At 66.5% G+C, this 24,171-nt stretch carries 27 protein-coding genes and 2 tRNA genes; 9 read left to right on the top strand and 20 right to left on the bottom strand.

Going from position 1 to position 24,171, the window contains the following annotated elements; translation table 11 throughout:
• The first annotated feature begins 32 nt into the window (after positions 1-32).
• On the top strand, positions 33-944 hold the full coding sequence (locus B1729_RS14705) for a cation diffusion facilitator family transporter (protein WP_163617483.1): 912 nt from the start codon (positions 33-35) through the stop codon (positions 942-944).
• Positions 945-975: 31 nt separating this feature from the next.
• Here the strand turns inward: B1729_RS14705 and B1729_RS14700 are convergent, their stop codons facing one another.
• Complete coding sequence (locus tag B1729_RS14700) at positions 976-3,654, bottom strand: ATP-dependent DNA ligase (RefSeq protein WP_163633489.1); 2,679 nt, start codon at positions 3,652-3,654, stop codon at positions 976-978.
• A 72-nt stretch (positions 3,655-3,726) separates the two neighbouring features.
• Between B1729_RS14700 and B1729_RS14695 the strand changes: the two genes are divergently transcribed.
• Positions 3,727-4,653 carry a Ku protein gene (locus B1729_RS14695; RefSeq protein ID WP_163617481.1) on the top strand — a complete coding sequence of 309 codons (927 nt, stop codon included), beginning with the start codon at positions 3,727-3,729 and terminating at the stop codon, positions 4,651-4,653.
• 42 nt (positions 4,654-4,695) lie between these two features.
• On the opposite strand, the gene B1729_RS14690 is transcribed toward B1729_RS14695, so the two are convergent.
• The 3 genes from B1729_RS14690 to B1729_RS14680 form a co-directional block, all read right to left on the bottom strand.
• The gene (locus B1729_RS14690) at positions 4,696-5,481 is read right to left on the bottom strand and encodes a VTT domain-containing protein (protein WP_163633487.1); all 786 of its coding nucleotides are present in this window, start codon (positions 5,479-5,481) and stop codon (positions 4,696-4,698) included.
• A 45-nt stretch (positions 5,482-5,526) separates the two neighbouring features.
• Positions 5,527-5,608 (bottom strand) — tRNA-Leu (locus B1729_RS14685).
• Positions 5,609-5,676: 68 nt separating this feature from the next.
• Positions 5,677-5,883 (bottom strand): PLDc N-terminal domain-containing protein, encoded by a 207-nt coding sequence (locus tag B1729_RS14680; RefSeq protein WP_239525795.1) that lies wholly within the window; start codon positions 5,881-5,883, stop codon positions 5,677-5,679.
• 105 nt (positions 5,884-5,988) lie between these two features.
• Here B1729_RS14680 and B1729_RS14675 point away from each other — a divergent pair, with 105 nt between their 5' ends.
• From B1729_RS14675 to B1729_RS14650, 6 genes are all read left to right on the top strand, one after another.
• On the top strand, positions 5,989-7,137 hold the full coding sequence (locus B1729_RS14675) for an ATPase, T2SS/T4P/T4SS family (protein WP_163617478.1): 1,149 nt from the start codon (positions 5,989-5,991) through the stop codon (positions 7,135-7,137).
• The gene (locus tag B1729_RS14670) at positions 7,134-7,994 is read left to right on the top strand and encodes a type II secretion system F family protein (protein ID WP_163617477.1); all 861 of its coding nucleotides are present in this window, start codon (positions 7,134-7,136) and stop codon (positions 7,992-7,994) included. The genes B1729_RS14675 and B1729_RS14670 overlap by 4 nt, the downstream gene beginning before the upstream one ends.
• Positions 7,995-8,005: 11 nt before the next feature.
• Positions 8,006-8,881, top strand: coding sequence for a type II secretion system F family protein (locus B1729_RS14665; protein ID WP_239539660.1), 876 nt, complete (start codon positions 8,006-8,008; stop codon positions 8,879-8,881).
• A gap of 141 nt (positions 8,882-9,022) precedes the next feature.
• The gene (locus tag B1729_RS14660) at positions 9,023-10,987 is read left to right on the top strand and encodes an N-6 DNA methylase (RefSeq protein WP_204318937.1); all 1,965 of its coding nucleotides are present in this window, start codon (positions 9,023-9,025) and stop codon (positions 10,985-10,987) included.
• Positions 10,988-11,160: 173 nt separating this feature from the next.
• A complete protein-coding gene (locus B1729_RS14655; protein WP_163633483.1) occupies positions 11,161-12,447 on the top strand; it encodes a hypothetical protein in 1,287 nt (428 codons plus the stop codon).
• 45 nt (positions 12,448-12,492) lie between these two features.
• Complete coding sequence (locus tag B1729_RS14650) at positions 12,493-13,170, top strand: hypothetical protein (protein ID WP_163633481.1); 678 nt, start codon at positions 12,493-12,495, stop codon at positions 13,168-13,170.
• A 12-nt stretch (positions 13,171-13,182) separates the two neighbouring features.
• On the opposite strand, the gene B1729_RS14645 is transcribed toward B1729_RS14650, so the two are convergent.
• A complete protein-coding gene (locus B1729_RS14645; protein ID WP_163633479.1) occupies positions 13,183-13,521 on the bottom strand; it encodes a hypothetical protein in 339 nt (112 codons plus the stop codon).
• Between the two features lie 180 nt (positions 13,522-13,701).
• Here B1729_RS14645 and B1729_RS14640 point away from each other — a divergent pair, with 180 nt between their 5' ends.
• Positions 13,702-13,884, top strand: coding sequence for a hypothetical protein (locus B1729_RS14640; protein ID WP_163633477.1), 183 nt, complete (start codon positions 13,702-13,704; stop codon positions 13,882-13,884).
• A gap of 55 nt (positions 13,885-13,939) precedes the next feature.
• Here B1729_RS14640 and B1729_RS14635 read toward each other — a convergent pair whose 3' ends face one another.
• The 15 genes from B1729_RS14635 to B1729_RS14565 form a co-directional block, all read right to left on the bottom strand.
• Positions 13,940-14,170: a hypothetical protein gene (locus B1729_RS14635; protein ID WP_163633476.1), complete on the bottom strand. Its 231-nt coding sequence runs from the start codon at positions 14,168-14,170 to the stop codon at positions 13,940-13,942.
• Between the two features lie 115 nt (positions 14,171-14,285).
• Positions 14,286-14,642, bottom strand: coding sequence for a hypothetical protein (locus B1729_RS14630; protein WP_163633474.1), 357 nt, complete (start codon positions 14,640-14,642; stop codon positions 14,286-14,288).
• Between the two features lie 64 nt (positions 14,643-14,706).
• Positions 14,707-15,378: a recombinase family protein gene (locus B1729_RS14625; RefSeq protein WP_163633472.1), complete on the bottom strand. Its 672-nt coding sequence runs from the start codon at positions 15,376-15,378 to the stop codon at positions 14,707-14,709.
• On the bottom strand, positions 15,375-15,689 hold the full coding sequence (locus B1729_RS14620; RefSeq protein WP_163633471.1) for a hypothetical protein: 315 nt from the start codon (positions 15,687-15,689) through the stop codon (positions 15,375-15,377). Before B1729_RS14620 ends, B1729_RS14625 begins: the two co-directional genes overlap by 4 nt.
• Positions 15,686-16,003: a hypothetical protein gene (locus B1729_RS14615; protein WP_163633469.1), complete on the bottom strand. Its 318-nt coding sequence runs from the start codon at positions 16,001-16,003 to the stop codon at positions 15,686-15,688. The genes B1729_RS14620 and B1729_RS14615 overlap by 4 nt, the downstream gene beginning before the upstream one ends.
• A 376-nt stretch (positions 16,004-16,379) precedes the next feature.
• Positions 16,380-17,948 (bottom strand): HAD-IA family hydrolase, encoded by a 1,569-nt coding sequence (locus B1729_RS14610; RefSeq protein ID WP_163633467.1) that lies wholly within the window; start codon positions 17,946-17,948, stop codon positions 16,380-16,382.
• A complete protein-coding gene (locus B1729_RS14605) occupies positions 17,920-18,630 on the bottom strand; it encodes a phosphoribosyltransferase (RefSeq protein WP_163633465.1) in 711 nt (236 codons plus the stop codon). The genes B1729_RS14610 and B1729_RS14605 overlap by 29 nt, the downstream gene beginning before the upstream one ends.
• Before the next feature lie 559 nt (positions 18,631-19,189).
• Positions 19,190-20,371, bottom strand: coding sequence for an AAA family ATPase (locus B1729_RS14600; RefSeq protein ID WP_163633463.1), 1,182 nt, complete (start codon positions 20,369-20,371; stop codon positions 19,190-19,192).
• The gene (locus tag B1729_RS14595; RefSeq protein WP_204318936.1) at positions 20,368-21,087 is read right to left on the bottom strand and encodes a bifunctional DNA primase/polymerase; all 720 of its coding nucleotides are present in this window, start codon (positions 21,085-21,087) and stop codon (positions 20,368-20,370) included. Before B1729_RS14595 ends, B1729_RS14600 begins: the two co-directional genes overlap by 4 nt.
• 53 nt (positions 21,088-21,140) lie before the next feature.
• Positions 21,141-21,440, bottom strand: coding sequence for a hypothetical protein (locus tag B1729_RS14590; protein WP_163633459.1), 300 nt, complete (start codon positions 21,438-21,440; stop codon positions 21,141-21,143).
• The gene (locus tag B1729_RS14585) at positions 21,437-21,817 is read right to left on the bottom strand and encodes a hypothetical protein (protein WP_163633457.1); all 381 of its coding nucleotides are present in this window, start codon (positions 21,815-21,817) and stop codon (positions 21,437-21,439) included. The genes B1729_RS14590 and B1729_RS14585 overlap by 4 nt, the downstream gene beginning before the upstream one ends.
• The gene (locus B1729_RS14580) at positions 21,814-22,095 is read right to left on the bottom strand and encodes a hypothetical protein (RefSeq protein WP_204318935.1); all 282 of its coding nucleotides are present in this window, start codon (positions 22,093-22,095) and stop codon (positions 21,814-21,816) included. Before B1729_RS14580 ends, B1729_RS14585 begins: the two co-directional genes overlap by 4 nt.
• A 763-nt stretch (positions 22,096-22,858) precedes the next feature.
• Entirely contained in the window at positions 22,859-23,266 is a 408-nt protein-coding gene (locus tag B1729_RS14575) for a hypothetical protein (protein WP_239539659.1), read from the bottom strand.
• A 163-nt stretch (positions 23,267-23,429) separates the two neighbouring features.
• Positions 23,430-23,501 (bottom strand) — tRNA-Arg (locus B1729_RS14570).
• 13 nt (positions 23,502-23,514) lie between these two features.
• Positions 23,515-23,895: a helix-turn-helix domain-containing protein gene (locus B1729_RS14565; protein WP_163633455.1), complete on the bottom strand. Its 381-nt coding sequence runs from the start codon at positions 23,893-23,895 to the stop codon at positions 23,515-23,517.
• Between the last annotated feature and the right edge of the window lie 276 nt (positions 23,896-24,171).

The raw sequence follows: 24,171 nt of genomic DNA, 5'->3' as shown, positions 1-24,171 counted from the left end.
TTCCGGGCCGGTCGCGGGCTTAGCCTGGGCGCATGCACGATCACGCGCCGACCGGGATCCGGGGGGCCGGCAACCGCCGCCTCCTCACGATCTCGCTGGCGATCACCGCCACCGTCATGGTGGTGCAGATCGTCGGGGCGGCGCTGTCGGGATCCCTTGCGCTCTTCGCCGACGCGGCGCACATGTTCACGGATGCCGCAGCCCTCGTGATCGCCCTCGTCGCGAGCACGGTCGCCGCGCGGCCGGCCAACGACCGCCGCACCTTCGGCTATCAGCGGGCCGAGGTCTTCGGCGCCCTGGTCAACGGCATCATCCTCATCCTGCTGTCAGCGTGGGTGGCATATGAAGGCGTCTCGCGGCTGCTGAATCCCGGCGAGGCCGAGGTCGCCGGCGGTCTCATGCTGGTCGTCGCCGTGATCGGACTCGTCGCGAACGCCGTCGCGATGTGGCTGCTCGGCGCGGCGCAGCGGCACAGCATCAACGTGCGTGGTGCGTATCTCGAGGTGCTCGGCGACCTGGTCGGGTCGGCTGCCGTCATCGTCGCGGCGATCGTCGTGCTCACCACGGGGTGGAATCAGGCCGACGCGATCGCGTCGCTCTTCATCGCGGCGATGATCGTGCCGCGCGCGATCGGGCTGCTCCGCGAGGTTGTGTCGGTGCTCGCCGAATCGGCGCCCGAGGGCACGCACGTCACGGAGATCCGCGAACACATCCTCGCCACGCCCGGTGTCGTCGACGTGCACGACGTCCACGTGTGGCAGCTGACCCGCGGCGCACCGGTGTTCACGGCCCACGTCGTCGTCGACGATGCCGCGCTCGCGGACGGCCGGGCAGCCGGCATCCTGAGCGGTCTGCAGACCTGTCTGTCGCAGCACTTCGACGTGGAGCACTCGACCTTCCAGCTCGAGCCCGCCGGCCACGTCGAGCACGAAGCCCACGCCTGAGCACGAACCCCACGCCTGAGCGGGAAGCCGGTCAGTCCTCGCGGCGCACCTCCTCGGGCTGCTTGTCGGGACGCAGCCCCCGCCACCGCGGATGGCGGAGGATGCCGCCCGGCGTGAACTCGCCGTACTCCACCTCTCCGACCAGCTCCGGGCGCACCCACAGGGCGTCGCGGGCGTCGAGCGGAGGCACGCCGGTCAGGGGATTGTCGTCGGTGCGCAGGGGCAGCAGCTTCTTCATGAGCGTCGCGAGCGTCGAGTCGCTGAAGCCGGACCCGACGCGGCCGGCGTACCGCAGGCCCCCCTCGTCCGGGATGCCGAGCAGCAGCGATCCGAAGGTGCTGCTGCGCCCGCCCTTGCCGGGACGGATGCCCGCGATCACCACCTCCTGCGTGCGGGTGATCTTGACCTTCAGCCAGGATTCGGAGCGGCCGCCGCGCAGGTAGCGCGAGCTCGGGTCTTTGACGACGATCCCCTCGAGCCGCAGCTGCACGCTCGTATCGAGGGCTGCGTCGACATCGTCGAACACCGGCGGCACGGCGATCGCATCGACGGTCCCCACGTTCCCTCCACGCGGCGCTGGCACGCCGCGTGGAGCCTCTGAACGCGTGGGCCCAGCCGCCGCCACTGCTTCGAGCACATCGCGCCGTTCGCGCAGCGGGAGGTCGACGAGATCGTCGCCGTCGTGGGCGAGGATGTCGAACAGGTAGTAGCGCACCGGCGTGCGCCGGGCCTCCCGCGCGATGTCGCCGGCCCGCTCGAGGTTCATGCGCGTCTGCAGCAGCGGGAAGCTGGGACGACCATCGGGCTCGAGCGCCACCAGCTCACCGTCCAGCACGGCCGGCTCGCGGCCGAGTCCGGCGTCGACCGCCGTCAGCTCGGGGTACCGGTGGGTCACCTCGTTGCCGCTGCGCGCGAAGAGCCGCAGTCGGCGACCGTCCCACGCGCCGACGGCACGGATGCCGTCCCATTTCATCTCGACCCACGCGGGTGCGCCCCAGCGCTCCGAGGCGGCGCGGGCGACGGCGGGGGTCGCCGTCGTCGACAGCATCGGGCGCAGTTCCTCACCGTGGGGGAGCGGCGCCGCCGACGGTTCGGCCCCTGCGTCGTCGCCCGGATCAGGTCTTCTGCCGACGACAGGACGCTTCACGCCGGTTCGTCCTGTCTGCGCCGGACCTCCTGTTCCGGATGCCGTCGGCCGGAATTCCGCCCCGGGGGACGACGCATGCCGCTCGTGGCCGGTGCGGGCGGCCGGGCGCGGCTCGTCGGCTTGGGGAGTGGGCTCCACGACGGTGCCGTCCGGCTGCGGCCGGCCGTCGGCATCCGTCTTCATCCGATGCAGCAGCCAGCTCGACTTCTCGCCCTCGCCCTCCGTGCGGATGAGCGCGAGGCGGACGCGGCCGAGCGGCCCACCGGGGCGCCCTTCGAGCGTCGCGATGATCTCGTCGTCGCGCCACTTCTCGAGGTCGTAGCGGCCGTCATCCCAGATGGTCACCGTGCCGCCGCCGTACTCGCCGGCGGGGATCGTGCCCTCGAAGGTCGCGTACTCCATGGGGTGGTCCTCGGTCATGACGGCGAGGTTGTTCCGCTTGTACGAGTGCGGGACGCCGCGCGGCACCGCCCAGCTCACCAGCACGCCGTCGCGCTCGAGTCGGAAATCCCAGTGCAGGCGGCTGGCGTGGTGCTCCTGGATCACGAAGCGCGGCCGCTCGCCCGAAGGGGTCGCGCCCAGCGGGTTCGCCGGCACGGGCTCGGGTGTGCGCTGCGCGCTGCGCTTGGAGATGTAGGCCGACAGCGGTCCGGACTCCGCCTCGCGCCCGCCGGCGTGGAAGCCGAGGGCCGCCATGGGATCGCCGATGGTCTCGATGCGCTCGAGGACCTCGGTGAACTCGAGGTGGCGCAGCTCGGGGTCGTCGAGCTCGTCCCACGTGCGGGGCGCCGCAACCGTCGGATGTGCGCGGCCGCGGAGCGAGTACGGGGCGATCGTCGTCTTCGACCCGTTGTTCTGACTCCAGTCGATGAGCACCTTCCCGTGGCGCTCGCTCTTCTTCATGCTGCTGACGACGAGGTCGCGGTGGTCAGCCTCGATCGCTCGGGCGAGCTCGTTCGCCAGCGTGGACGCCTCCTCGGTCGACTGGCCGGGCGGTAGGGCGGTGTAGAGATGGATGCCCTTGCTGCCGCTCGTGACCGGATACGGCTCCAGCCCCATGCCGCGAAGGATGTCGCGCGCCCAGCCCGCGACGACGGCGCACTCCTGCAGACCGGCGCCGGGGCCCGGATCCAGGTCGAGGACGAGCCGGTCGGCGGGGCCGCGACCGCCGTCCGGCGCGAAGCGCCACTGCGGCACATGCAGCTCGAGGCTGGCCACCTGCGCCAGGTAGACGAGCGTCGGGATGTCGCCGACCAGCGGATACTCCTTGGTTCCCGTGGAGTGGGGGATCGGCATCCGTCTCACCCATGACGGTGCACCCCGCTCGAGGTCCTTCGCGAAGAAGACCATGCCCGGGTCGTCCTCGGTGCCGACGCCGTCGGGCCACCGCTTGCGGGTCACGGGACGCCCGATGACGTGGGGGATCAGCACCTCGCCGATGCGCGAGTAGTAGTCGATGACCTCGCCCTTGGTGGTGCCCGACTCGGGGTAGAGCACCTTGTCGAGGTTGGTGATGCGCAGGCGCCGGCCGCCGATGCGCACCAGCTGCTCGTCGCCCGCCATGTGCACAGATTATCGGCGACGTCGCCCGCAAGGGGGTGGTCCGGTGTCGCCGCCCTGGTGTTCACTGGTGTGATGAGGGCGATCTGGAAGGGTGCACTGACGTTCGGGCTCGTCAACGTGCCGGTGAAGGTGTACTCGGCGACCGAGGACCATGACGTGTCGCTGCATCAGGTGCACAACAAGGACGGCGGGCGCATCCGCTACCAGCGGGTGTGCGAGATCGACGGCGAGGTCGTGCCGTACTCCGACATCGACAAGGCGTACGACGACGGCGACAAGACCGTCGTCCTCACCAAAGACGATCTCGGCGCGCTTCCGGCCGAGAAGAGTCGTGAGATCGACGTCGTCGAGTTCGTGCCGAGCGAGCAGATCGATCTGCTGACGCTCGATCGCGCCTACTACCTCGAGCCGGACTCGAGCTCGCCCAAGGCGTACGTGCTGCTGCGCAAGACGCTCGAGCAGACCGACCGCACGGCGATCGTCCGGTTCTCGCTGCGGCAGAAGACGCGGCTGGCCGCCCTCCGCGTGCGCGGCGACGTGCTCGTGCTGCAGACCCTGCTGTGGGCCGACGAGGTGCGCGAAGCAGCGTTCCCGGCGCTGGATGAGAGCGTGCGGATCTCGGCGAAGGAGCTCGAGCTGTCGGCATCCCTCGTCGAGAGCTTCTCGAGCGACTTCGATCCCGAGGAGTTCACCGACGAGTACCAGCAGGAGCTGCGCACCCTGATCGAGGCGAAGCTCGAGCAGGGCGACGCGCTCGACACCTCCGAGACGTTCGGCGAGCAGGAGGAAGAGGCGGCGGGCGGGGAGGTCATCGACCTCATGGCCGCGCTCCGCGCGAGCGTCGAGAAGTCGCGCGCTGCTCGAGAAGGCGGCGGATCGAAGGCGTCGGGCAAGAAGGATGCCGGGGCGGACGAGAAGCCGGCGGCGAAGGCATCCGCCAAGAAGCCCGCGGCGAAGTCGCCGGCCAAGAAGCCCGCCGCCAAGAAGAAGGCTTCCTGACGGCCTGAGCCACGGCTCGCCGTCGCGTCAGGCCGGCGGGGCTCAGGCCCTCGGGGCGCCACCCTCTTGGTGCTCGGTGCCGCGGTCGAACACCTCGGGATCGAGCACGAGCGCCTCGGCCTCGCTGTGGTCGGTGACGACATCCTCACCGGCTGCTGCGGCCTTCTTCGCCTTGCTGCGCTCGCGGAAGTAGTGCCACAGCGTCACGAGCGCCGTGCCGCCGACCGCGGCGAGCAGGATCAGGTCGATGTAGTTCTCGACGAAGGTGGCGACCGGCGGGATGAACCCGATGGCGTAGCCGAACATGGTGAGGCCGAAGCCCCACAGCACCGCGCCGATGAAGTTGTAGAGCGTGTACTTCCACTTGTTCATGTGCCCGACGCCCGCCGCCACGGGGGCGAAGGTGCGCACGATCGGCACGAAGCGGGCCAGGATGATCGTCAGCCCGCCGAACCGCTCGAAGAACGCGTTCGTGCGCTCGACGTTCTTCACGCTGAACAGCCCGGACTCCTTCTTCTCGAAGACCGCCGGGCCGCCCTTGTGGCCGATGTAGTAGCCGACCTCTCCGCCGACGAACGCGGCAAGACCGATCAGCAGCGCCACCCACCACACGCTGATCCCGAACACGCCGTGCGGCGCATACGACTGCGGGTGCGACAGCAGGCCCGAGATGACGAGGAGCGTGTCGCCGGGGAGGAGGAATCCGATGAGCAGTCCCGTCTCGGCGAAGACGATGAAGCACACGGCGACGAGCGCCCAGGGGCCCGCCCATTCGATGATGGCGGCCGGATCCAGCCAGGGGATCAAGGCGGTGGGAACAGCGTGCACGATGGGTTTCCCGTCGTCAGTCGGCGGAGATTGCGAGAACTCGCGTGCGGAAGGTGGGACTTGAACCCACACGCCCGAAGGCACAGGAACCTAAATCCTGCGTGTCTGCCGATTTCACCACTCCCGCAAGTGGCTCTCAGTCTACTGAGGGGACTGGGGGTCGGCTGTGGGGCTGGCCCCCGCTTCGGGCCGGGATCAGCGGCGGATACCGAACAGGAAGTAGCTCGCCGGGCCGATCCAGTTCACGAGGATCGCTGGGACCCACGCCGCCTTGGGCCCGCGCACCTCGTCGGCCTCGCGGTGGGACAGATCCCAGAACGCCAGGAACGCGAACACGACCTGCACGAGGCCGAGGACGCCGAGGCCTGCCTTCGCCGCCGGCGCCAGTTCCGTCTTCGTCATCATCGTCGTCCTTTCGTCGGTGGCTCCATCCTGCCCCTCGAGGGCGGCGGCCGCATCTGTGGATAACTTTCGGCTGGCTCCGCGACGAATTGCGAGGATGCTGACGTGACCTCCTCCACCGCTCCCGTCGCGACCCTCGTGGCGGAACGGGTGCGCGAGAGGCTGCGTGCCGAGCGGTCGGATCCGACCCGTGATCCCGAGTTCGCGGCGCAGGTGGCCCGGGCCGAGGTGCGCCGTCACAATGACTTCGCCCTGGCTCGTGGGATGGCGCCGGTCGACGACGAGACGGCGTGCGTACGGGAGGTCCTGGCCGCCGTCGCCGGCTTCGGACCGCTGCAGGCCTACCTCGACGATCCGACGGTGGAGGAGGTGTGGATCAATGCTCCCGACCGGATCTTCGTGGCGCGGGCGGGTGTCGCCGAGCGGGTGCCTCTCATGCTCACCGACACCGCCGTGCGAGACCTGGTGGAACGGATGCTGCAGTCCAGCGGCCGTCGCGTCGACCTGAGCCAGCCGTTCGTGGACGCCTCCCTCCCCGATGGCAGCCGGCTCCACGTGGTGATCCCCGACATCACCCGCCGGCACTGGGCTGTCAACATCCGCAAGTTCCTTCCGGCGTACCGTGATCTCGGCCGTCTGGTCGCGGCCGGCTCGATCGCCCCGGAAGCCGCCACTCTGCTGCGCGACGCGATGATCGCCGGGCGGTCGGTACTGGTGTCGGGGGCGACGCACGCGGGCAAGACGACGCTGCTGGGCGCGCTCATCGCGGCGTGCCCGCCCGAGCATCGGATCGTGACGGTGGAGGAGACGTTCGAGCTCGCCGTCGCCGCGGCCGACCTCGTGTCGCTGCAAGGACGACAGCCCAGCCTCGAAGGCACCGGCGAGGTGACGCTGCGACGGCTCGTCAAAGAAGCGCTGCGCATGCGCCCCGACCGCCTGGTCGTCGGTGAGGTGCGCGACGCCGAGGCCCTCGATCTGCTGCTGGCGCTCAACACCGGCGTGCCGGGCGCGGCCACCATCCACGCCAACTCTGCACGCGAGGCTCTCGCCAAGCTCGCGGCGCTGCCGCTCCTTGCCGGGCGCAACATCGACGCGAGCTTCGTGCAGCCGGCGGTGGCGGCATCCGTCCAGCTCGTGGCGCACTGCGAACGAGACGCCTCGGGCGCACGGCGCGTGGTCGAGATCGTCGCGCCGACCGGCGTGGCCGACGGCGTGATCACGGCGCGCACCCTCTACCGGGCGGACGCCCCGTGACCTTCTTGTGGGGTGCCGTGCTCGCGGCGGGGCTGCTGCTGGTGGCGTCGCCGTGGCTGTGGCCAGCCGGCTCCCGTACGAGAGCCGAGTCGGTGCACCGAGGTCGGATCGCCCGGCTGCTCGAAGATGCGGGGATGGCCCGCGTCTCCGTGGCGTCGATGGTGGTCGTCGCGGGCCTCTGTGCCGTGGTGGCGGCAGCGATCGCGTGGCTCGTCGCGCCGGTCGCCGCGCTCGCGCTCGTCGCCGCGGCGGCGGGGGCGATCGCCCCGTTCGCCTGGCTGCGAGCGCGGCGCTCCAAGCTCCTGCGCACCCGCCGAGGACTCTGGCCCGATGTGTGCGACCTGCTCATCGCCTCGGTGCGTGCCGGGATGTCGCTTCCCGACGCGGTGGGGAGCCTCGCCGACTCGGCACCCGCCGAGCTGCGACCGGCGTTCGCCGGGTTCGCGCGCGACGTCGCGGCGTCCGGCCACTTCGACTCCAGCATCCAGCGCCTGAAGACCGCCCTCGCAGACCCCGTGTCCGATCGGATCGTCGAGACACTGCGGATGGCGCGACAGGTCGGGGGCACCGAGCTCACCTCCGTCCTTCGAGCATTGGCCTCGTCGGTGCGCGCGGATGCGGCGCTGCGCGCCGAGGTCGAGTCGCGGCAGTCGTGGGTCCGCGGCGCAGCGGTGCTGGGCGTGGTCGCCCCGTGGGTGATCCTCGCACTGCTTGCGATGCGCCCGGAGGGAGCGAGCGCCTACGCCAGCCCGGGCGGGATCGCCCTGATCCTCGTCGGCGCGGCGGTCTCGCTGGTCGCCTATCGGCTCATGATCCGGCTCGGCCGCCTGCCCGAGCCGCGGCGGTGGTTCGGATGATCGTCACCGGCGTGAGCGACGTCGCCTTCGCCATCGTGCTCGGCACGGCACTCGGCGTCGGCGTGTGCCTGCTGATCTCGCTCGCGCCGCGCTGGGGTGCACCGAGCCTGGCGCGCCGCATCGCGCCGTACATCCGGGACATCACGGACCCACGCGGCCTCGACGTCGCGGGAGCCGGCGGCGGGGGATCGCCCTTCGCCTGGAGCACCTCCACCTGGTCCCTGCTGGCGCGGGGAAGGCTCGCCCGCCTGGCGGGCGGTGACGCGATCCTCGCACGACGCCTGCACCGCGCGGCATGGACCATCGACCCCGCGAGATTCCGCAGCCGCCAGCTCGGCTGGGCGATCGTGGGCCTCGGCGTCGGCGGGTGCGTCGTCGTCGCGCTCGTGCTCGCCGGGCGCGGATCGCCGGTGCTCGGTCTGCTGCCACCGGTCGCGGCCGTCGCCGCCGGGCTCGCGTACGACGCCTGGCTGACCAACGCCGCCCGCGCTCGCGCGGCGCGGATCGAGGAGGAACTGCCCACGGTGCTGGAGTTCCTCGCGCTGTGCCTGTCTGCCGGCGAGGGCATCCTCGACTCGCTCCGGCGCGTGAGCGAGGTGGGTGCGGGGGAGCTCACGACGGAGCTGAGAGGCGTGATCGTCGCCGTCGGCACCGGTTCGTCGCTGTCGGAGTCGCTCACGCGCCTGGCGGTCGGACTCGAGATCCCGGCTCTGACCCGTTCGATCGATCAGCTCGTCGCCGCGATCGAGCGCGGCGCCCCGCTCGCACATGTGCTGCAGGCACAGGCGCTGGACGCCCGCGAGGACGCCAAGCGCGCCCTCATCGAGCGCGCCGGGCGGAAGGAGATCTACATGCTCTTCCCCGCCGCAATTGCGAAAACGTACTAAGGCGACCGCGCCTGGGCGACGCGCGTGGTCCGAGCATCGCTCTGTCCCCGCAGCACGGTAGCCTGCCTAGACGGCCGCCTCGCCGACCTCGGCAGGGCAGGAGTCGCGCTTCCGCGGCGGTTGGGAACGAGAAAGAACAGCGTGAGCATTCAGAGCATCGCCCCACATGGGGGCTTCGCCATTGTGCCTCCGGGCAAGGTCCTCGACTTCATTGATGGTGTGACGCTTCGGCAAGACACCCCAGAGGAGTATGTCCGTCAGGAGATCCTGAAGTCACTCGTTCGCGAGTATGGCTATGACAAGGCGGACATCCGGGTCGAGTTTCCGATCAAGTTTGGCAGCCGCCGGGTGCGCGTCGACATCGTCGTATTCCCCCCGGGCCTAAAGGCTGCCGAGCAGACCCAGTCGACCGCCTGGCTCATCATCGAGTGCAAGAACGGCAAGGTCCGGCCGTCGATGAAGAAGGACGGCGTCGAACAGATGCTCAGCTACATGGCCGCTTGCCCCAACGTCGAGGTCGGCATGTGGACCAACGGCGAGGACATGTCGAGCTACGCGTTCGAGGTCGATAGCCATGGAAAGCGCGTGGAAGTAGAGATCCCGGACATCCCTCACAGCGGGGACACTGCCGAGGCTGGTACGCCGCGCTTCGACCAGTTGCGTCCTGCCGCGTCGGATTCGCTACTGTTCGCGTTCCGCCGGGCGCACAGCTACATCGCAGGCAACCAGGGGATGCAGAAGCCGGAGGCGTTCTGGGAGCTGCTCAAGCTCATCTTCTGCAAGATCCAGGATGAGCGCGACTCGGCATCGCCCCAGTTCTACGCAACACCCAAGGAGCGTCAGAACATGACCGGCCTGATGCGCTGCGCCAGCCGCATTGGCAAGCTCTTCGAGACCGTCCTGAAGCAGTACCCGCAGATCTTCAAGCCGACCGAGCAGATTGAGCTCGAGCCAAAGGTGCTCGCGTACATCGTTACGCAGCTGCAGATGTTTTCGCTCCTCGATTCGGACGTCGACGTCAAGGGCAAGGCCTACGAAGAGATCGTCGGCTCGAACCTTCGCGGCGATCGCGGCGAGTTTTTCACGCCCCGCAACGTCTGCAACATGATGGTCAACATGTTGGACCCGGGGGACAAGGACCTCATCCTCGACCCCGCGTGCGGCACTGGCGGCTTCCTCATCGCCGCGATGAACCACGTTCTGGCGTCCCTCAAGCAAGAGGTCCGTGCGTCAGGCCGCAGCCGCCAGCTCCAGGATGAGACGCTTCGGGACCGCAAGAAGTACTTCCTCGAGAACAAGCTCGTCGGGCTGGACTTCAACCCGAATCTTGTGCGCGCGACCAAGATGAATATGGTCATGAACAATGACGGATCCGGGGGTCTTTTTCAGGCGAACTCCCTCGACAACCCGACGCGGTGGACCGATGACCTGCGAAACCGAGACCTCATCGGTTCCGTCGACGTGATTCTCACGAACCCGCCATTCGGCTCGAAGATTCCCATCGATGAGCCCGCGATCCTCGAGCAGTTCGATCTCGGCCACCAGTGGGATTACGACGAGGAGCGGGACGTCTGGGTGAAGACCACCAAGACGACATCGCGCCCGCCGGAGATCCTCTTCATCGAGCGCTGCATCCAGCTCTTGAAGCCGGGCACAGGACGTGCCGCGCTGGTGCTCCCGGACGGCATCCTGGGCAGCCCCGGCCTCGGTTTCGTGCGGCAGTGGATACTGACCTACGCCACGGTCCTCGCTTCGATCGACCTGCACCCGGACACTTTCCAGCCGGGCACTAGCGTTCAGACCTCAGTGCTCGTCCTGCAGCGCAAGTCCGAGCAGGAGGTGCGGGACGAGATCGCGGCCGGTCGGATCAATGACTATGACATCTTCATGGCTATCTGTGACCATATCGGTCACGACAAGCGCGGCAATTCCGTCTACATGCGTGATGACCAGGGCTTCGAGATCGTTCGGGAGACGGAGGACGCCGTTACGACCGCAGCGGACGGCGACGGCGAGGAGCAGAAGCACCTAGCTAAGGAGCGAGTCGTCGACGACAACACGCACGAGATCGCGGAGGAGTTTCGGGCATGGCTCAGGACTCTCTGACACAGGAGCTCCCTGACCAGCTTGACGGTGAAGCAACTGAGTCTCGCGTTCTGTGGGCACCCGTTAGCTCTCGTGTCCTCACGCGGGGCGACCGCCGACTCGAGGCGTCCACCTTCCTGACCGACGGATATGGCCTCCGTCAAGGCTTGGAGCTAGTGCCCTCATCGTTGCCGATGTCCAAGGTCGCGGACGTGTGGCAGCCCTCGCGACTCAAGGGCTTTCAGGTGGACCCTGGGAAGGGACTCCCGTTCTTGTCGGCGGGGCAGGTCTTCGAGAGTCAGCCCCGCGTGCGCAAGTGGCTGGCCACCGCGATGGTCCCGCGTTCCGAAACTCGCTACCTCGAATCCGACTGGATCATGATGTCTTGCTCAGGCGAGGTCGGACGGGTGACGGCGGTCTACGATGAGCACCTCGACAAGGTCGTCACCCACGACCTGCTACGCGTAGTCCCTCGCGACGCTGCCGATTACGGCTGGCTCTACGCCTACATGAAAACGCCTACGTTCTTCGCGATCGCGCGTAGTTCGCAGTACGGGCACATGATCAAGCACCTAGAGCCGGAGCATGTGCTCGGTATGCCTGTCGCGATGCCCGATATCGAGACTCGCCGCCGCGTAGGCCGAGACGCGGATGCAGCGCTCGAGATGCGACGGTCGGCGCGCCGCCTTCAGGCGCGGGCAGATGAGATGTATGCCGCAGCGGTCAACCCCTCTAACGAGCCTGTCCACGATGCGGTCTCCTCAACTGTGCGCGCATCGAGCCTCCTCGCGGGGCGTCGCCGGATGGAGGGGCAGTTCCACCGGGCTGGTGTACTGCAGGTTGAGGATCTTGTTCGGAGGTCGAGCAATAAGGTCCAACCGCTCATCGAGGTGGTCAAGTCGGTGACTGTTGGCGCGAGGTTCAAGCGCTACTTCGGAGACAACGGCACGCCTTACCGCTCAGCGAGCGAGCTCTTCGACGTGAATGCGCCGGTAACCAAACGTGTCTACTCCGCGCTGCTTCCGGACTCCAAGAAGTACATGCTCCGCAGCGGCTGGATCATCATGGCCTGCTCAGGGCAGACGTATGGGCTGCTGGGGCGGACCACGGTGCTCACCGAGAATCATGACGGCGTCTTCGGTAGCCACGACCTCATTCGGATCGTTCCGGACCGTACTCGCGCCCGAACGGGCTACCTGCAGACAGCCCTCAACCACGTTGACTACGGCCGTCCGCGTGTCGTTCGGTACGCCTCGGGGACGTCGGTGCCGCACCTCGACCCTCAGGACATCAGGAACGTTCTTCTCCCGCGGTTCGACGCCGCGCTGGAGGAAGCCATCGCCGATCTCAGCGAAGAGGCCATACGTCTCGCAGCTGAAGCCGACCGATTGGAGACTGCAGCTGTTCAGGGGGCCGAGGATGCGATCTCTGCTCTGACCGGCCGACACGGATCGCTTCAGCTGGTTGGCGTGGATGAGTGAGCGCCGATGAATTGTGACGGTGTTCGCACCCGGTAGCGTCGGCTCATGGCAGCGCATCATCGTCTCCCTGATGTCGTCGACGCTGCCCGCGACCTGGCAGGCGGGCTTATCAACGCCACCCTCCTGCTGACGCTGCACCGCGACATAGACGCCCTCCATGGACTCGACGGTCGCCGGCTCGGGAGCTCGTCCAAGCAATACGCACTCCGATGGGCCATTTTCACAATGACCTACGCGGCTCTGGAAGGATTCTTCAACGATGTCTTGAGGGACCCCTCAAGCGCCCGGGCGCTGCCGCTCAACCCCGACAAGTTGCGCAGTGCCGGGGAGCGCTACGGCGTCAGGCTCTTCACGAACGACTGGGGCGTGCGGACGCGCATCCAGATCCCCGTCGGCGGAAGCCGTTCGAGGTGGGCGGTCTACAGCGGTACTCAGTCGCTCAATGCCTATCTTGGCGACATGAAGAGTCTTCGCGACCTCCTGAGCCATGGCCAGGATCCGCGGAAGGCGTCGAACGAATCAGGCGCGCTTTGGCCGCTCGCGCAAGGCGGACATTCGATGCGCGTGATGGGCGCTGAGGGCTTCGTCCAGGCCGCGTGCGATCTGGCGGAGCAGACCATCCTCGCGTTCGGTGGGCGCACCCATGACTTCCCGACGTGGCCCGAACCAGCGCGTTCCGGTCTGTCAGCAGAGCCTCGACCGGCACTGAAGCTGCTGCCCTAGACGCCCGAGCTTTCAGCGGTGGGCGTCTAGCCAGTCGAGGATGCCGCGGGCGGTAGTGATGTTCTCGGCGTAGCGGTCTTCCTGGCCGTCGTCATAGCGGTGCAGCGTTTCGCGTTGGATGCCCACCGCGTCGGTGAACGTATCGATGATGATCTCGGTGCGCTCGTATCGTCCGTCGGAGCCCCACCCAGGTGTAGAGCGCTTCTTTGTGAACGACTGCCCGCGGTACTTGTCGTAGTTCTCGATGAAGTCCACCAGGCGCTGAGCCTGATAGTCCGACAGGCGCGAACCCGACACATCCAGGTACTGACCGATGTAGTCACGCGTCCGTGCCTTGTCACCGCGGTCCATGGTTGCCTCCTCCTTGCGGTGGTTGTTGCTCAGCACCCCCGCCTCTACGCGACCATAGTGGACGAGCCTGCTGCGAACCTTTCGCGTGACGAAGGCGCACTGGCGGGGTACGCTCGCGGGATGAGCAGCCATCAACGCTAGCCCCATCCGGGGGCCGGCGACGATGAAGGGGATACCCCTATGCGTGGCAAGCTCTGCAATCTTCTGTTCAGCCTGTTCGGGCACCGCGTCTGCTGCGGCCGCATCCCGGCCTGGACCGCCCACGTCGGCCAGCGCTGGGACACCTACGACCTGGCACCGCTCAACCTGTACAACGCCATCTGGCGCGTGCAGGACTGGATCCGGTCCGGCATGACTGGCTGAGCCTCGAATGCCGAAGGCCCCCCGTCCGGAATGGAGGGGGTCTTCGGGGGCTTCATCAGCAGTCTCGTCCGACCGGCTGGACGTAGACGCAGTCGTGGATTTCGGGGTGGTAGTAGACGACACCCTCGGGCAGCACGGGACCAGGGTCGCCGAAGGCGCGGCGGTAGTCTCCGCCGCATCCCTCGGTGCCGATGCACTGGACGCCATCGGGGTAGACGATCCACGTCGCACCCTGAGCCCACTCCGGAAGTTCCCTCAGGTATGTCGGAGTGGAGGAGGGGCTCACTGTGGGCTTCGGCGACGGGTCGGCCGCTTGCGGCGCTCTTGTCGTGTCGGCGCACCCGGCTAGCACGACTGTCGCGAGGAAAACGACAGCAAGAGTTCCGGTGAGCTTGAACACGTCAGCACGTCACATCAGCGGGCTGGACCAGGACGCAGTCGTGCTGAGCTGGGTCGTAGTAGACGACGCGCTCGGGCAGGACTGGACCAGGCTCGCCGAAGAACGCACGGTAGTCGTTCGGGCAACCCTCGGTGCCGAAGCACTCCATACCATCGGGGTAGACGAGCCACGTGCCTTCCGCCCATTCAGGGAGTTCCGTTAGGTACGTCTGTGTCGGCGTTGGTGTTGGGCTCGCAGTTGGCGTCGACGACGGCTCCGCTGCTTGCGGCGCGGTTGCCACAACGGCGCACCCGGTGAGCGCAGCCATGGCCAGCGCGAGCGTGGCAAGGGTCATGGTGAGTTTGATTGCGATGGTCATGCGTGGGCGTCCTTCGGTGATGTACAGATCGATTTGGAGCTTAGGTGGGCACGGGGGTGCGAGCTCAGGCGGCGAGCGCCGGTTCCGTTCCTTGCCGGGCGTTCAGCCGATGCTGCGCCTTACATACGCTGTTCGAGGTCCATGCCGCTCCGGTGGCCGTGGTGAGCCCCTCGGCGTTGAGCTGCCAGGCGGTACCGGCGAGAGTGTGGGTGGCTCGAAGGGTCAGCAGGCGGTCGCCGGTGCCGCGGGGGAGTGCGGATACCCGCCCCATGTGCTTTCCCTGCCGCTTGGCCGCTTGCATGGCGGCAGACGTACGCTCACCGATGACCTCGCGTTCCCACTCGGCAACCGACATCATGACGTTGGCCACGAGCTTGCCTGTCGGTGTGCTGGTGTCCACGCCGAGGTCGATGGCCACGACGGACCACTTGCGTGCTGCGGAGACCTTCAGGATGCCCGAGAAGTCGTGGACGCTGCGGCTCAGGCGGTCGAGCTTGGCGACCACGATCCCGTCCACGTCGCGCTGCTTCGGCAGGCTGTGCAGTCGTGTGAGCGCGGCCTGCAACTGGGGGCGGTGCAGTGACTTGGCTGAGAGGCCTTCGTCCATGTACCAGACCACCTCCCAGCCATGCGTGTCGGCGTAGCGCTGGATGGTGTCGCGCTGAGATTCCAAGCCGAGCCCGCTATTGGCCTGCTCCTCGGTAGACACCCGCAGGTAGCCGATCATCGTGGTCATCGCTCGGCCTCCTCGCTGGTGATGCGGGTGCGATCGTACAGGTCGCCCTCGACGTAGTGGAGCTTCGCCCGCGTGCGGGGGTGTCGAGCAATGTACACGTAGTCCGCCTCGTTGAAACGGATCTCCCAGCCTGCCGCATGCAAGGCGTCGGCGAGGGTGTCGTCAGCGCCGCCGGGAAAGAAGGCGTCGCCGCTGCTCGGCTGGTGGAAGCGGTCGAGGATCGCCTTCAACGCCTCGAAGGTCTCGGGCTTTTCGTCGCGGATGCGGGCGAGCGTGGCGTCGTACGCGGCCCAGTAGGCAGACAGGTTCACGTGGTCGCCGCCTTCCTTACCGGCGCCTTGGCTGAGGTTGGCTTTTGGGCAGGCTTGACCGGTGCGGTTATCTGCCAGCCAGACGGAAGCTCGTCGACGTTGGCGATGGCCCGCTCGACGAGTGCGTCGAAGTCGCCCGCCTCGATGGACTCGACGAATGCCTGCCAGGCGATGGCTCGCATGGCCTTGTACCGATTCTTCTGAATGTCGATGCCGTGCGCCTGGATGACCTTGACGAGGGCCTCGTTGACGACGTGCTGGTGACGGGGCTCCGTGGCTTCGACCTCGACGGGGGCGGTGTTCCTGCTGGCCATGATGTTCTCCTTCAGTGGCCGGTGATGCCTCGAACATCTGTTCGAGTAAATAGAACTTTGCCTGAAGGGGACCCTTCGAGCAAACGGTGCTCGACTGGATAGGGGAAACCACCAGCGCAACCCCGCCACGGGCCTCTCGGTGTCGGGTACCGATTCCAGCGGTGGCGGAGGTTAGAAAGGAGATGAAAGACGTCTTCGCCGCGCGGCAGCCCGAAGGCGCGCTCGGAGCTCAACCACGGCTGTCTGATGGCGATGACCAGTGACGCCCGTCTCGCCTGCAATCACTGCCGAGTGCAGCCGACGGCCGGTAGCGAAGGCTGCTCTAGTCAGGCGTGGCGCGAGCGCTTTCGGAGTCCCCGACGCACGCAGGCGCAGCCTAGAAGAGATCCAGCAGGGTCAGCGTCTCTGCTGGTGTTTCGAGGATCAACGCTGGACCCTCAGCAACGAGCTCCTCGCGTGTTCCAAAGCCCCAGAGCACGCCGATTCCCATTACTCCTGCCTGGCGCGCTGCGACGAGGTCCTTGGGCTGATCGCCAATGTAGAAAGCGCGGTCCGGGCGAACATTCCACTTGCTGATCAAGGCACCGATCGCGGCAGCCTTGTCCTTACCGCCGTTCCCGTAGGTCAAGAACGCATCGAACTGTGCACGAAGCTCGGCCGGCACTAGGATCTCCGCCCGCTGCCTGTTATTGCTGGTAATCGCGCCAAGCTTCCAGCCATCCGCCTTCAGCCGACCAATCGTCTCAACCACTTCGTGGATGGTCGGGTCACCAGCGTGGCGTTCCCAGACGGATGTGTAAGACGTGCGGTATACCGCGTCGGCGTCGGGTACGCCAAGAGCCGCAAGCTTCTGTATCGGGCTTCCGTACGCGGGCACACTAACGGGCTCCACTGCCTGCCGCAGCGAGTGGCTAGCCAGCTCGGCAACGGCAAGACGCTCTGCGTCCATGGTGCTAGCAATGACGCCATCGATGTCGAATAACGCTGCGCGGGGCTCAGGGGTCATAGTCAGGTCCTCTAGCTCGAACATCGCTTCTTCGCGGTGCTTACTCTCCCAGAGTGCTCCATGCGCCCTCTCGACGAGATCAAGCACCTGGTCGAAGTTCTCAATCACATGTGCCCCGCGAGCAACCAGCTGCCGAGCCCAGTCCGCGTCGCCCGCCTTGAGGTTGCGGCTCAAGATGAATACCGGGCGACCGTGTTTGAAGGAGAAGTCAGCCTGAATGATCGAGCCGCATCCCTCCTTCGCCTCGATGATTACCGTCCCGAGCGCGAGCGTGCACATCACCTCGTTGCGCGCGGGAAATGTCCACCGTTGAGGGCCGGTTCCGGTCGGGAACTGAGAGATGACGGCCCCATGATCGGGGATAGCGGCGTACAGATCCCTGTTCTGGGCGGGGTACGCGAAGTCAAGTCCGTGCCCAACGACGGCGTAGGTTTGCCCAGGCGGGTCCTCTAGTGCGGCGCGGTGTGAAGCGCCGTCGATTCCCTTCGCGAGCCCGCTGACCACGTTGATGCCGTTTTCTACGCAGAGGCGTGCGAAGCGTGCCGCCGCGTCCACTCCGGCCGGTGTGGGATCCACGCGCCCAACAAGTGCGAGAGCTCGAGGAGTTAGCCCACCGAGATCACCCTTAAGGAAGAGAACCGGCGGCCTGCCCTGCCACTGAGATAGGTTCGCGGGATAGTCGGCATCGGTCCAAAGCTTGAAGCTGCCGCCGAGTGCGTAGGTCGCGTGAACGATGCCCAGATAGTCGCGCAGCGGGTGCTCGGCCGCGAAGGCGGAGATACGGTCGGTCGCGTTAGGCCCCGTCAAGCGCTCGTATGCGGCGGCTGCGGAGCCGAAGTGTTGGAAAGCGTCGAGAGCCTTTCGCGCACCGAATCCGGGCAGATCGAGGACCGCCAACGCGTGCGCCGCCTCATAGTCGCGCGTGGATTCCGCAGTCACTGAACTCCCACCCCCTCGCTTCGACTTCCGCGAACACCTGCGGAGCAGTCTGATTGTCCCGTCTCAAGTGTCTTCCCAAGACCAGCCCGACAACTCGTTGAGCGCCCGCGCCCTTCAGCGCCGCCGCTGTGCTGGCCATCGACGCTCCCGATGTCCACAGATCATCGAGCAGTAGAACGTTTCTACCCCTGACGTCCGACACGACCTCATAGGCCTCCGGTTTTAGGTACGACCCGTTGCCCCCGGGACGCGGCCGGGTGTGGTCTAGGTTGCGGACCACTACATTTGGCGTCCAACCGAACTCTCGTATCTCTTCGGTAGACGACGCGAGCTTCTCGATATGGTCGAACCCTCTCGTCTGGTCATCCGAGGGTACCCATGTATGAACGGCATCCTGCCCGAGATATGCGTTCATACAGGGCCCATGACGCTCAATCGCATCGGTGAGCAGCGATGCGAGCGGCACCCACACGGGCCACTTGATATCGAAGTCTTTGAAGCTCCGGACCAGCGACTCAAGGCCGTTATCGAGACTGTACGAGGGGGCAATCAGCGCGTCGATGTACTGTCGAGCGGTGCGGCAGTTGTAGCAGTGTTGGAACCCGTCGACTGGACCGCCACAGAAGCTGCAAGTACTCGCAGGAAACTGCCGGTAGTAGTGCGTGATGCCGTCAGTGGCCATCCAATCGAGCCAGTTTTGAGAATCGTCGGGATCCGGCCGCCCATCGACCGCCCACTGAGGCGGCCTCCTGAAATCGCGATAGATCGGCGCCAAACCAGATCACCCCCATGCTGAAGCTTCCCTGAGCATATTGGGGCGGACGGTGTCTGTTCGGGATATACGAATGCAAGCCGCTTGTGTCCTGGCCGCCCGCGACCGCGATCCAAGGTGATCGAGGATGTGGTGCGAGTAGAAGCGACCCTGCCGTGCGATATCGGCCATCCTGGCCAAGTCCTCCTGGTTAGCCTCCCAGGTCAGGCGCTCGTCCTTCCGGATCGCCTCGATCTTCTCGCGGTGGGTGGCCTTGACGGCAGTTGCACGGCGCTGGAAGGCCTCGACCTTCGGCTTGAGGCTCTTCTCGGGGCCCGGTTGGGTTCATGCGGTGCTGCTCTTCCTGTGAGGGGTGCTTGATCGCCGCACAGCCGGTGTGGTGGGTGGTGGGGGTTGAGACTGATACCCCTGGGGTAGTCCCTACCGGCTACCCCCCTCCCTCCCTTTAAGGAGGGGTGGTAGTGGTGGGCTACTGGCGGTGTGGGGGGAGTGAATACCACTTCGACTTGCCCTTTCCCTCGTCCCGCAGCACTACGCGCTCGGCATTGACGGCCATCTCGAGCTCTTTGGCTGACTTGCCGTTGGAACCGAACCCCGGGATACGTGCGGCCTCGATCTGACTGGTGTTGCGTTCACCCGGCTGATGCTTCGGGGTCTCGCCGCGCTCGACGGCTTCCAGGTCTTGGGCCAGTGCCTTCTCCAGCCACTCGACCAGCCGGTCGAAGAGAACCGCCTTGGCCTCGTCCTCCACTGAGGTACGGAACGTCTGACGGCGGGCTTCATCGAGCAGGACCACGCCACGCGGCACGTTCACGTCACGCCCCATGGCCTGGAAGTAGTGAATCGACTCCGGGTCGCTGTGGTCTTCCATGGTTCCGGACCACATGGCGTCGGGCCACGTCTCCAGACGGCTGTCTCCCACAGCGCGCTGCGCCCCGTGCCCGTGGTGGTGTACGACCAGACCCTCGCGGAGGCCTGCTTCGAGCTTGAGTGCTGCGAACGCCTGAAGGAGCGGGCCGACCTCGTTGGCCTCCTTGATGTTGAGCGCGTCGATAACAGGCCGCAGCGGGTCGAGGATGAGGACCTCAGCACCCGTGTCCTCGATCATCCGAGCCCACAGCGCACGGGTCTTGTCGTCCGTGATCGCGAAAGTGCTTGCCTGGCCCCGGAGCGGGTGCACCGTGATGGAGCGCTTGCGCTGGATGCCCTGATGCCTGAGCCAGCCCTGGAGCATCCGTTCAGTCATCTCGAAGTCGAGCAGGTACACCTTGCGGGTGTCCATGACCTCGAAGTAGTCCATGAACGGGTCGCCGTCGACCAGTGAGCGGCACAGGTTACCTACGGCCGTCGTCTTGCCGAACTTGCGTGCTGCGGTGAACACGACGTTGCCGTCGACAGGCCACAAGCCGTCGATCAGGTACTCCTCGTCGCCGGGCATCTCGCGTTTGAGGAAGAGGTCCAGCCGGTAGGGCTCGGGGATCTCCAGCGCACCGGCCTTCTTCTCGGCCAGTCGACGTCTTGCCTCCTCGCCGATTTCCAGCGAGCGCACCCGTTCCCGGATCTCCCTCTCACGTGCCTTGCGGCTGATCAGTGCCTTCTGTCTCGGGGTGAGAGTGCCCTCCTCGTCAGAGGGTGACTGAGCGGTGGTCATGCTGTTGCCTTTCTGACGGAGTCGACGATGCGTCGGGCCTCCTGCGGGGTGAAGCCGAGGTCTTCGGCTGCCTCGATGAGCTTGCGAATCTGGCGCTCGGGTGCGTCGTGCTCGATGGCCCTGCGAACCGCCCAGTGATACGCGTCGTGGCGCTGACCCCTCGGCTGATTACGCACGTACCCGACCAGAGCGCTGATGTTGACCGAGCGGCCTCCCGGACGAGGGGTGTACGGCTTGGGCTTGATGAGGCTGACGACCTCCAGCGGCAGGCGAGCCACGGGTACGTTGTCGCCCCAGCGGTAGCGGTTGCCGGTAGCCGGGTGGATGCTCGGCGGCATGACGACCTGTGCGTTGGTGAGCACGTCGACGCCCGGAGGCATCCGCACCTTGGTCGTCTTCGGGAACGGCCGGAGGTAGTGCAGGTGCACCGAGCCGCTTCCCCGGCCAGACCGGATCGACATCGTCGGCGGCATCTTGACCCCGGCCAGCCTCTCCAGTGCCCCCAGGGAACCCCCGTTCTGGGGGTCAATGTCGATCACGACGTGGTTGTCCGGGATGCGCGCGCCGATGTTCCAGTCCTCGCCTGCCCACCACTCGCGGATGACAGCCGGGTCGGTCGTGGCCTCGTTGGGCCAGTCTTCGATCACGGGCACCTTGCCGTTGAGCGGGATGACGCGCCAGCCAGCCTCGGCCAACTCCAGCGCGTGACGCAGCATGTGGTCTTTGCCACGATTCGCTGCATCTGTGGCACGCGAGCGGTTGCTGCGGGTCACTGCGGACTCTCTTTCGTGTTCGGTGCTGCCAGCTCGATGGTGCAGAGGCCTTCAGCCACGGCACGGGCCAGTCGGTCAGCCGAACAGAGCACCCGCAGTCCGCCGTAGCGCGAGCGCTGGCCCTGAAGGCCGTATGACGGCGAGCCTCGATGCAGGATGAAGTCGCGGAAGGCGCGACCTTCTGCGATCAGCTCGAAGCTGTTCCCGTCGGGGTCGGTGACCTTTATGACCCTGCCTTTGGGCGGGCTCGTCGGGTAGTCCTTGGCGACGGCCACGGTGTCGTCGTCGGCAGTCATGACTCGGCCTCGTCTTCGCCGGCATCGGGCATGCCGACCGGACGGGTTACGGTGGTCCACTCGGGGTTCTGTTCGCCCTCGCCGTCCTCCTCGATCACCGCGCGCAGGCGGAGAGGCTTGTGCGGGCCGAAGCAGTAGACGGTGTGGTAGAGGTCACTTAGAAGACGGCCCCTAAAGGTCTTGCTCAGCGCACGGATCATGCTGTCCCGGTCCGAGAAGGTGTGCACTTCCATCTCGGGGCTCTCGCGAGTCCCCGTGAGCGTGGCGTACCCCCACAGATTCTCGGCTCCCGGTGCGATCAGTGTGGCCTGGACCGCCTGCGACAGGTGCTGGCCGTAGATGCTGTAATTCACTTCGGGGGAGACGCGGCGGCTCATCGCCGAACCCCGTTGCTCTGACGCTGACCCCCGCTGCGCAGCAGGCGTGTCAAGCGCACGACCTGAGGCCCCGTGAGCGGGGGAGCGACAGCGAGGGCCTTGTCGATGGCGTCAGCGATCTTGGCTTCGGCCAGGTTGCGTCGGGCGACGAACTCGCGTTCGGAGTCGCCGGTACGGGCAGCGGTAGCGACGTAGCCTGCCGCCTGACGCGCAGTCAGGGCGGGAGATTCGGAAGTGTCTTGTGGCTCAGGCGTGGCCGAATGGACAGTCTTGGACATGGAGGGCTCCTCGGGTGAGGAAGCACGCGGGCGTGCTGCTTGAGAGGCCTCCCGAAGGAGCCTCGGAGTAAGCACCCATCCACTTCTCGTTACTGCACGAGTGGCTTGAGGACTGTCTGTTCAGTTGTAAGTCTGTGTTGGCGTTAGCCGAGGGGCACGTGCGGGTTGCTGTGCTCTCGCGCATAGTCGAGCAGAGAGTACAGGCGCTCCGTCGGGACGTGGAAGTTCCGAGCGCATCTCTCACACGTGAGTCGATGCGCTCGACGAATCTCGCCGGTCGGCCCCTGCAGGATGAGATCCTGCTTGCGCTTGTCGTAAACGCGTGCCCAGCCCCCGTCGTAATGGAACTGAGCCACCGTGCGCGGCGAGTGACCATACCGGGCGGTGCCCCGGCAGGTCAGCTTCACAGTGAACGGCATGTGGGCTATTGTGCCCAACGCCTGCCACTCTCCGCTCGTCAACTTTTGCTCCCGCAGCGAGAAAGTCCCAGGTAAGCGGACCAAAAACTACCCGCAAATTTGTGCTACTGCTCGGCGCGCCGCGCACCCGCGCGACCAGCGCGCCCGTTCTGCGGCCGCCTGCGTCGTTGGGTGCCGTGGGGTGTGGGTTGGGGTCGGCGGAGACCTGCCAGTGACCCCTGCGACAGCTCAGGAGCGGAGAGCGAGACAGTCGGGGGAGTGTGGTGCGCTCGGTGCCTGGTAGGAATTGCGGGATAGTCCGGAACCCCATCCTTCCGGCACGAAGCGTCAGCGGTGGCACGTGATCAACCGCGGCACGGTACGTCGATGCGAGCGTAAGCCGAGCGCATCTCAGCTGTGACATCGTCTCCCAGCGTGCGCACCTGACTCAGGCTGGGCTGTCGGCCGGCGACGTGGGGCACGAACCGGACGGTTTGCTCGATGAGCGACGCTTCAACCTCCACGGCCTCCACGATTTCGAATTCCGCGTCGAATACCAAGAAGACCGCTGTGTCATACCCGGCGCTCCGGAAGGGACTGAAACGGGCCCCGGCCCCCGCGGTGCGGGTCGCCATCGCTTTCACCTGGATTCGGTGGCCCGATGGAGTAGTGATGTCGTGCGACTTGGTCGAGTTGGGTTCGAGAACGCCGCCGCGGGCTAACCAGACCACATACTCTGCGATATCGCCCAGTGGCTTGTTGTTGGTGCGCACGAGTTCTCGGCGTCGAAGCTCAGAGACGACGCTTGCTTCTAGCCGGAGCAGCTGCTTCACCGATAGGCCCGCAACGTCAGGCAACACGTCCGGCACTTTGAGCTCCCGCGATCCGACTGCGGCTGAGCGCCGACGAATAACCACTACGCGCAAAGCGCGTTCGTGCCCCCGGAGGGATTCGAACCCCCGACCCTCTCCTTAGGACGGAGTGGCTCTTCCACTGAGCTACGGAGGCCAGCGCTTCGATCTTACCGGTGTGTGTTCGACTCAATGAATGCGACGAGGGACGCCCGCGAGATGTACTTCCCCGATCCCACGTTGGTGTGCTCGATGGCGCCCTCCTTCATCAGCGCGTGCAACGTCCCGTACGAGATGCCGAGTTCGGCCGCAGCATCTTTCAGCTTGAGCAACATCGGGCCGGACGGCTCGGCCGTCTGCGACGTGCGACCCAACGGCTCGGACTCAGACTCGATCACGTCGACCTGGGTCGCCTTCCTCTCCCAGTGACCCGCGTACGCCCAAGTTGTCTTCAGCTCATCTGTGATCTTCTGCGCGGCGGCTTCCTCGTCGGTGGCCCGCACCCAAAGCTCGGCCACTTCAACCTTCGTCACCACGACTTTGAATCGCACGGTGCCTCCTGCGCCACCGCCCCGGCCAAACGGAAGTGGGCCCCGGGGTTGCCCCCAGGGCCCGAGCAGCTCCGTCCTAGGTGGATCGTACTCCTGCGAGGACAGGGCAGACGACCCTTAGCTCCTCCAATTGACGCACACGGTGTCGGGATCGAACGACTTGCCTGAGCCAGAGGGCATGATCGTCACGGTCGCGAGGGTCTCCAGTACGGCGCGTTTGCTGTCCATCGACAGGCCAGCCCACGTCTGGGCAGCGCGGTCACCGATCAGCTCGGC

Origin of the sequence: Microbacterium sp. B35-04 (genome assembly GCF_010634885.1) — a bacterium.
GTDB lineage: Bacteria > Actinomycetota > Actinomycetes > Actinomycetales > Microbacteriaceae > Microbacterium.
This window is presented reverse-complemented; position numbering and strand designations above follow the sequence as displayed.

Bases quoted from the DNA above. Each gene is read 5' to 3' on its own strand.
- B1729_RS14580 (WP_204318935.1), bottom strand. From the start codon at position 22,095: ATGTCCAAGACTGTCCATTCGGCCACGCCTGAGCCACAAGACACTTCC.
- B1729_RS14700 (WP_163633489.1), bottom strand. From the start codon at position 3,654: ATGGCGGGCGACGAGCAGCTGGTGCGCATCGGCGGCCGGCGCCTGCGC.
- B1729_RS14630 (WP_163633474.1), bottom strand. From the start codon at position 14,642: ATGACCATCGCAATCAAACTCACCATGACCCTTGCCACGCTCGCGCTG.
- B1729_RS14695 (WP_163617481.1), top strand. From the start codon at position 3,727: ATGAGGGCGATCTGGAAGGGTGCACTGACGTTCGGGCTCGTCAACGTG.
- B1729_RS14680 (WP_239525795.1), bottom strand. From the start codon at position 5,883: ATGACGAAGACGGAACTGGCGCCGGCGGCGAAGGCAGGCCTCGGCGTC.
- B1729_RS14595 (WP_204318936.1), bottom strand. From the start codon at position 21,087: ATGCTGCGTCACGCGCTGGAGTTGGCCGAGGCTGGCTGGCGCGTCATC.
- B1729_RS14615 (WP_163633469.1), bottom strand. From the start codon at position 16,003: ATGGCCAGCAGGAACACCGCCCCCGTCGAGGTCGAAGCCACGGAGCCC.
- B1729_RS14625 (WP_163633472.1), bottom strand. From the start codon at position 15,378: ATGACCACGATGATCGGCTACCTGCGGGTGTCTACCGAGGAGCAGGCC.
- B1729_RS14585 (WP_163633457.1), bottom strand. From the start codon at position 21,817: ATGAGCCGCCGCGTCTCCCCCGAAGTGAATTACAGCATCTACGGCCAG.
- B1729_RS14600 (WP_163633463.1), bottom strand. From the start codon at position 20,371: ATGACCACCGCTCAGTCACCCTCTGACGAGGAGGGCACTCTCACCCCG.
- B1729_RS14590 (WP_163633459.1), bottom strand. From the start codon at position 21,440: ATGACTGCCGACGACGACACCGTGGCCGTCGCCAAGGACTACCCGACG.
- B1729_RS14650 (WP_163633481.1), top strand. From the start codon at position 12,493: ATGGCAGCGCATCATCGTCTCCCTGATGTCGTCGACGCTGCCCGCGAC.
- B1729_RS14645 (WP_163633479.1), bottom strand. From the start codon at position 13,521: ATGGACCGCGGTGACAAGGCACGGACGCGTGACTACATCGGTCAGTAC.
- B1729_RS14705 (WP_163617483.1), top strand. From the start codon at position 33: ATGCACGATCACGCGCCGACCGGGATCCGGGGGGCCGGCAACCGCCGC.
- B1729_RS14655 (WP_163633483.1), top strand. From the start codon at position 11,161: ATGTCCAAGGTCGCGGACGTGTGGCAGCCCTCGCGACTCAAGGGCTTT.
- B1729_RS14605 (WP_163633465.1), bottom strand. From the start codon at position 18,630: ATGGCCACTGACGGCATCACGCACTACTACCGGCAGTTTCCTGCGAGT.
- B1729_RS14640 (WP_163633477.1), top strand. From the start codon at position 13,702: ATGCGTGGCAAGCTCTGCAATCTTCTGTTCAGCCTGTTCGGGCACCGC.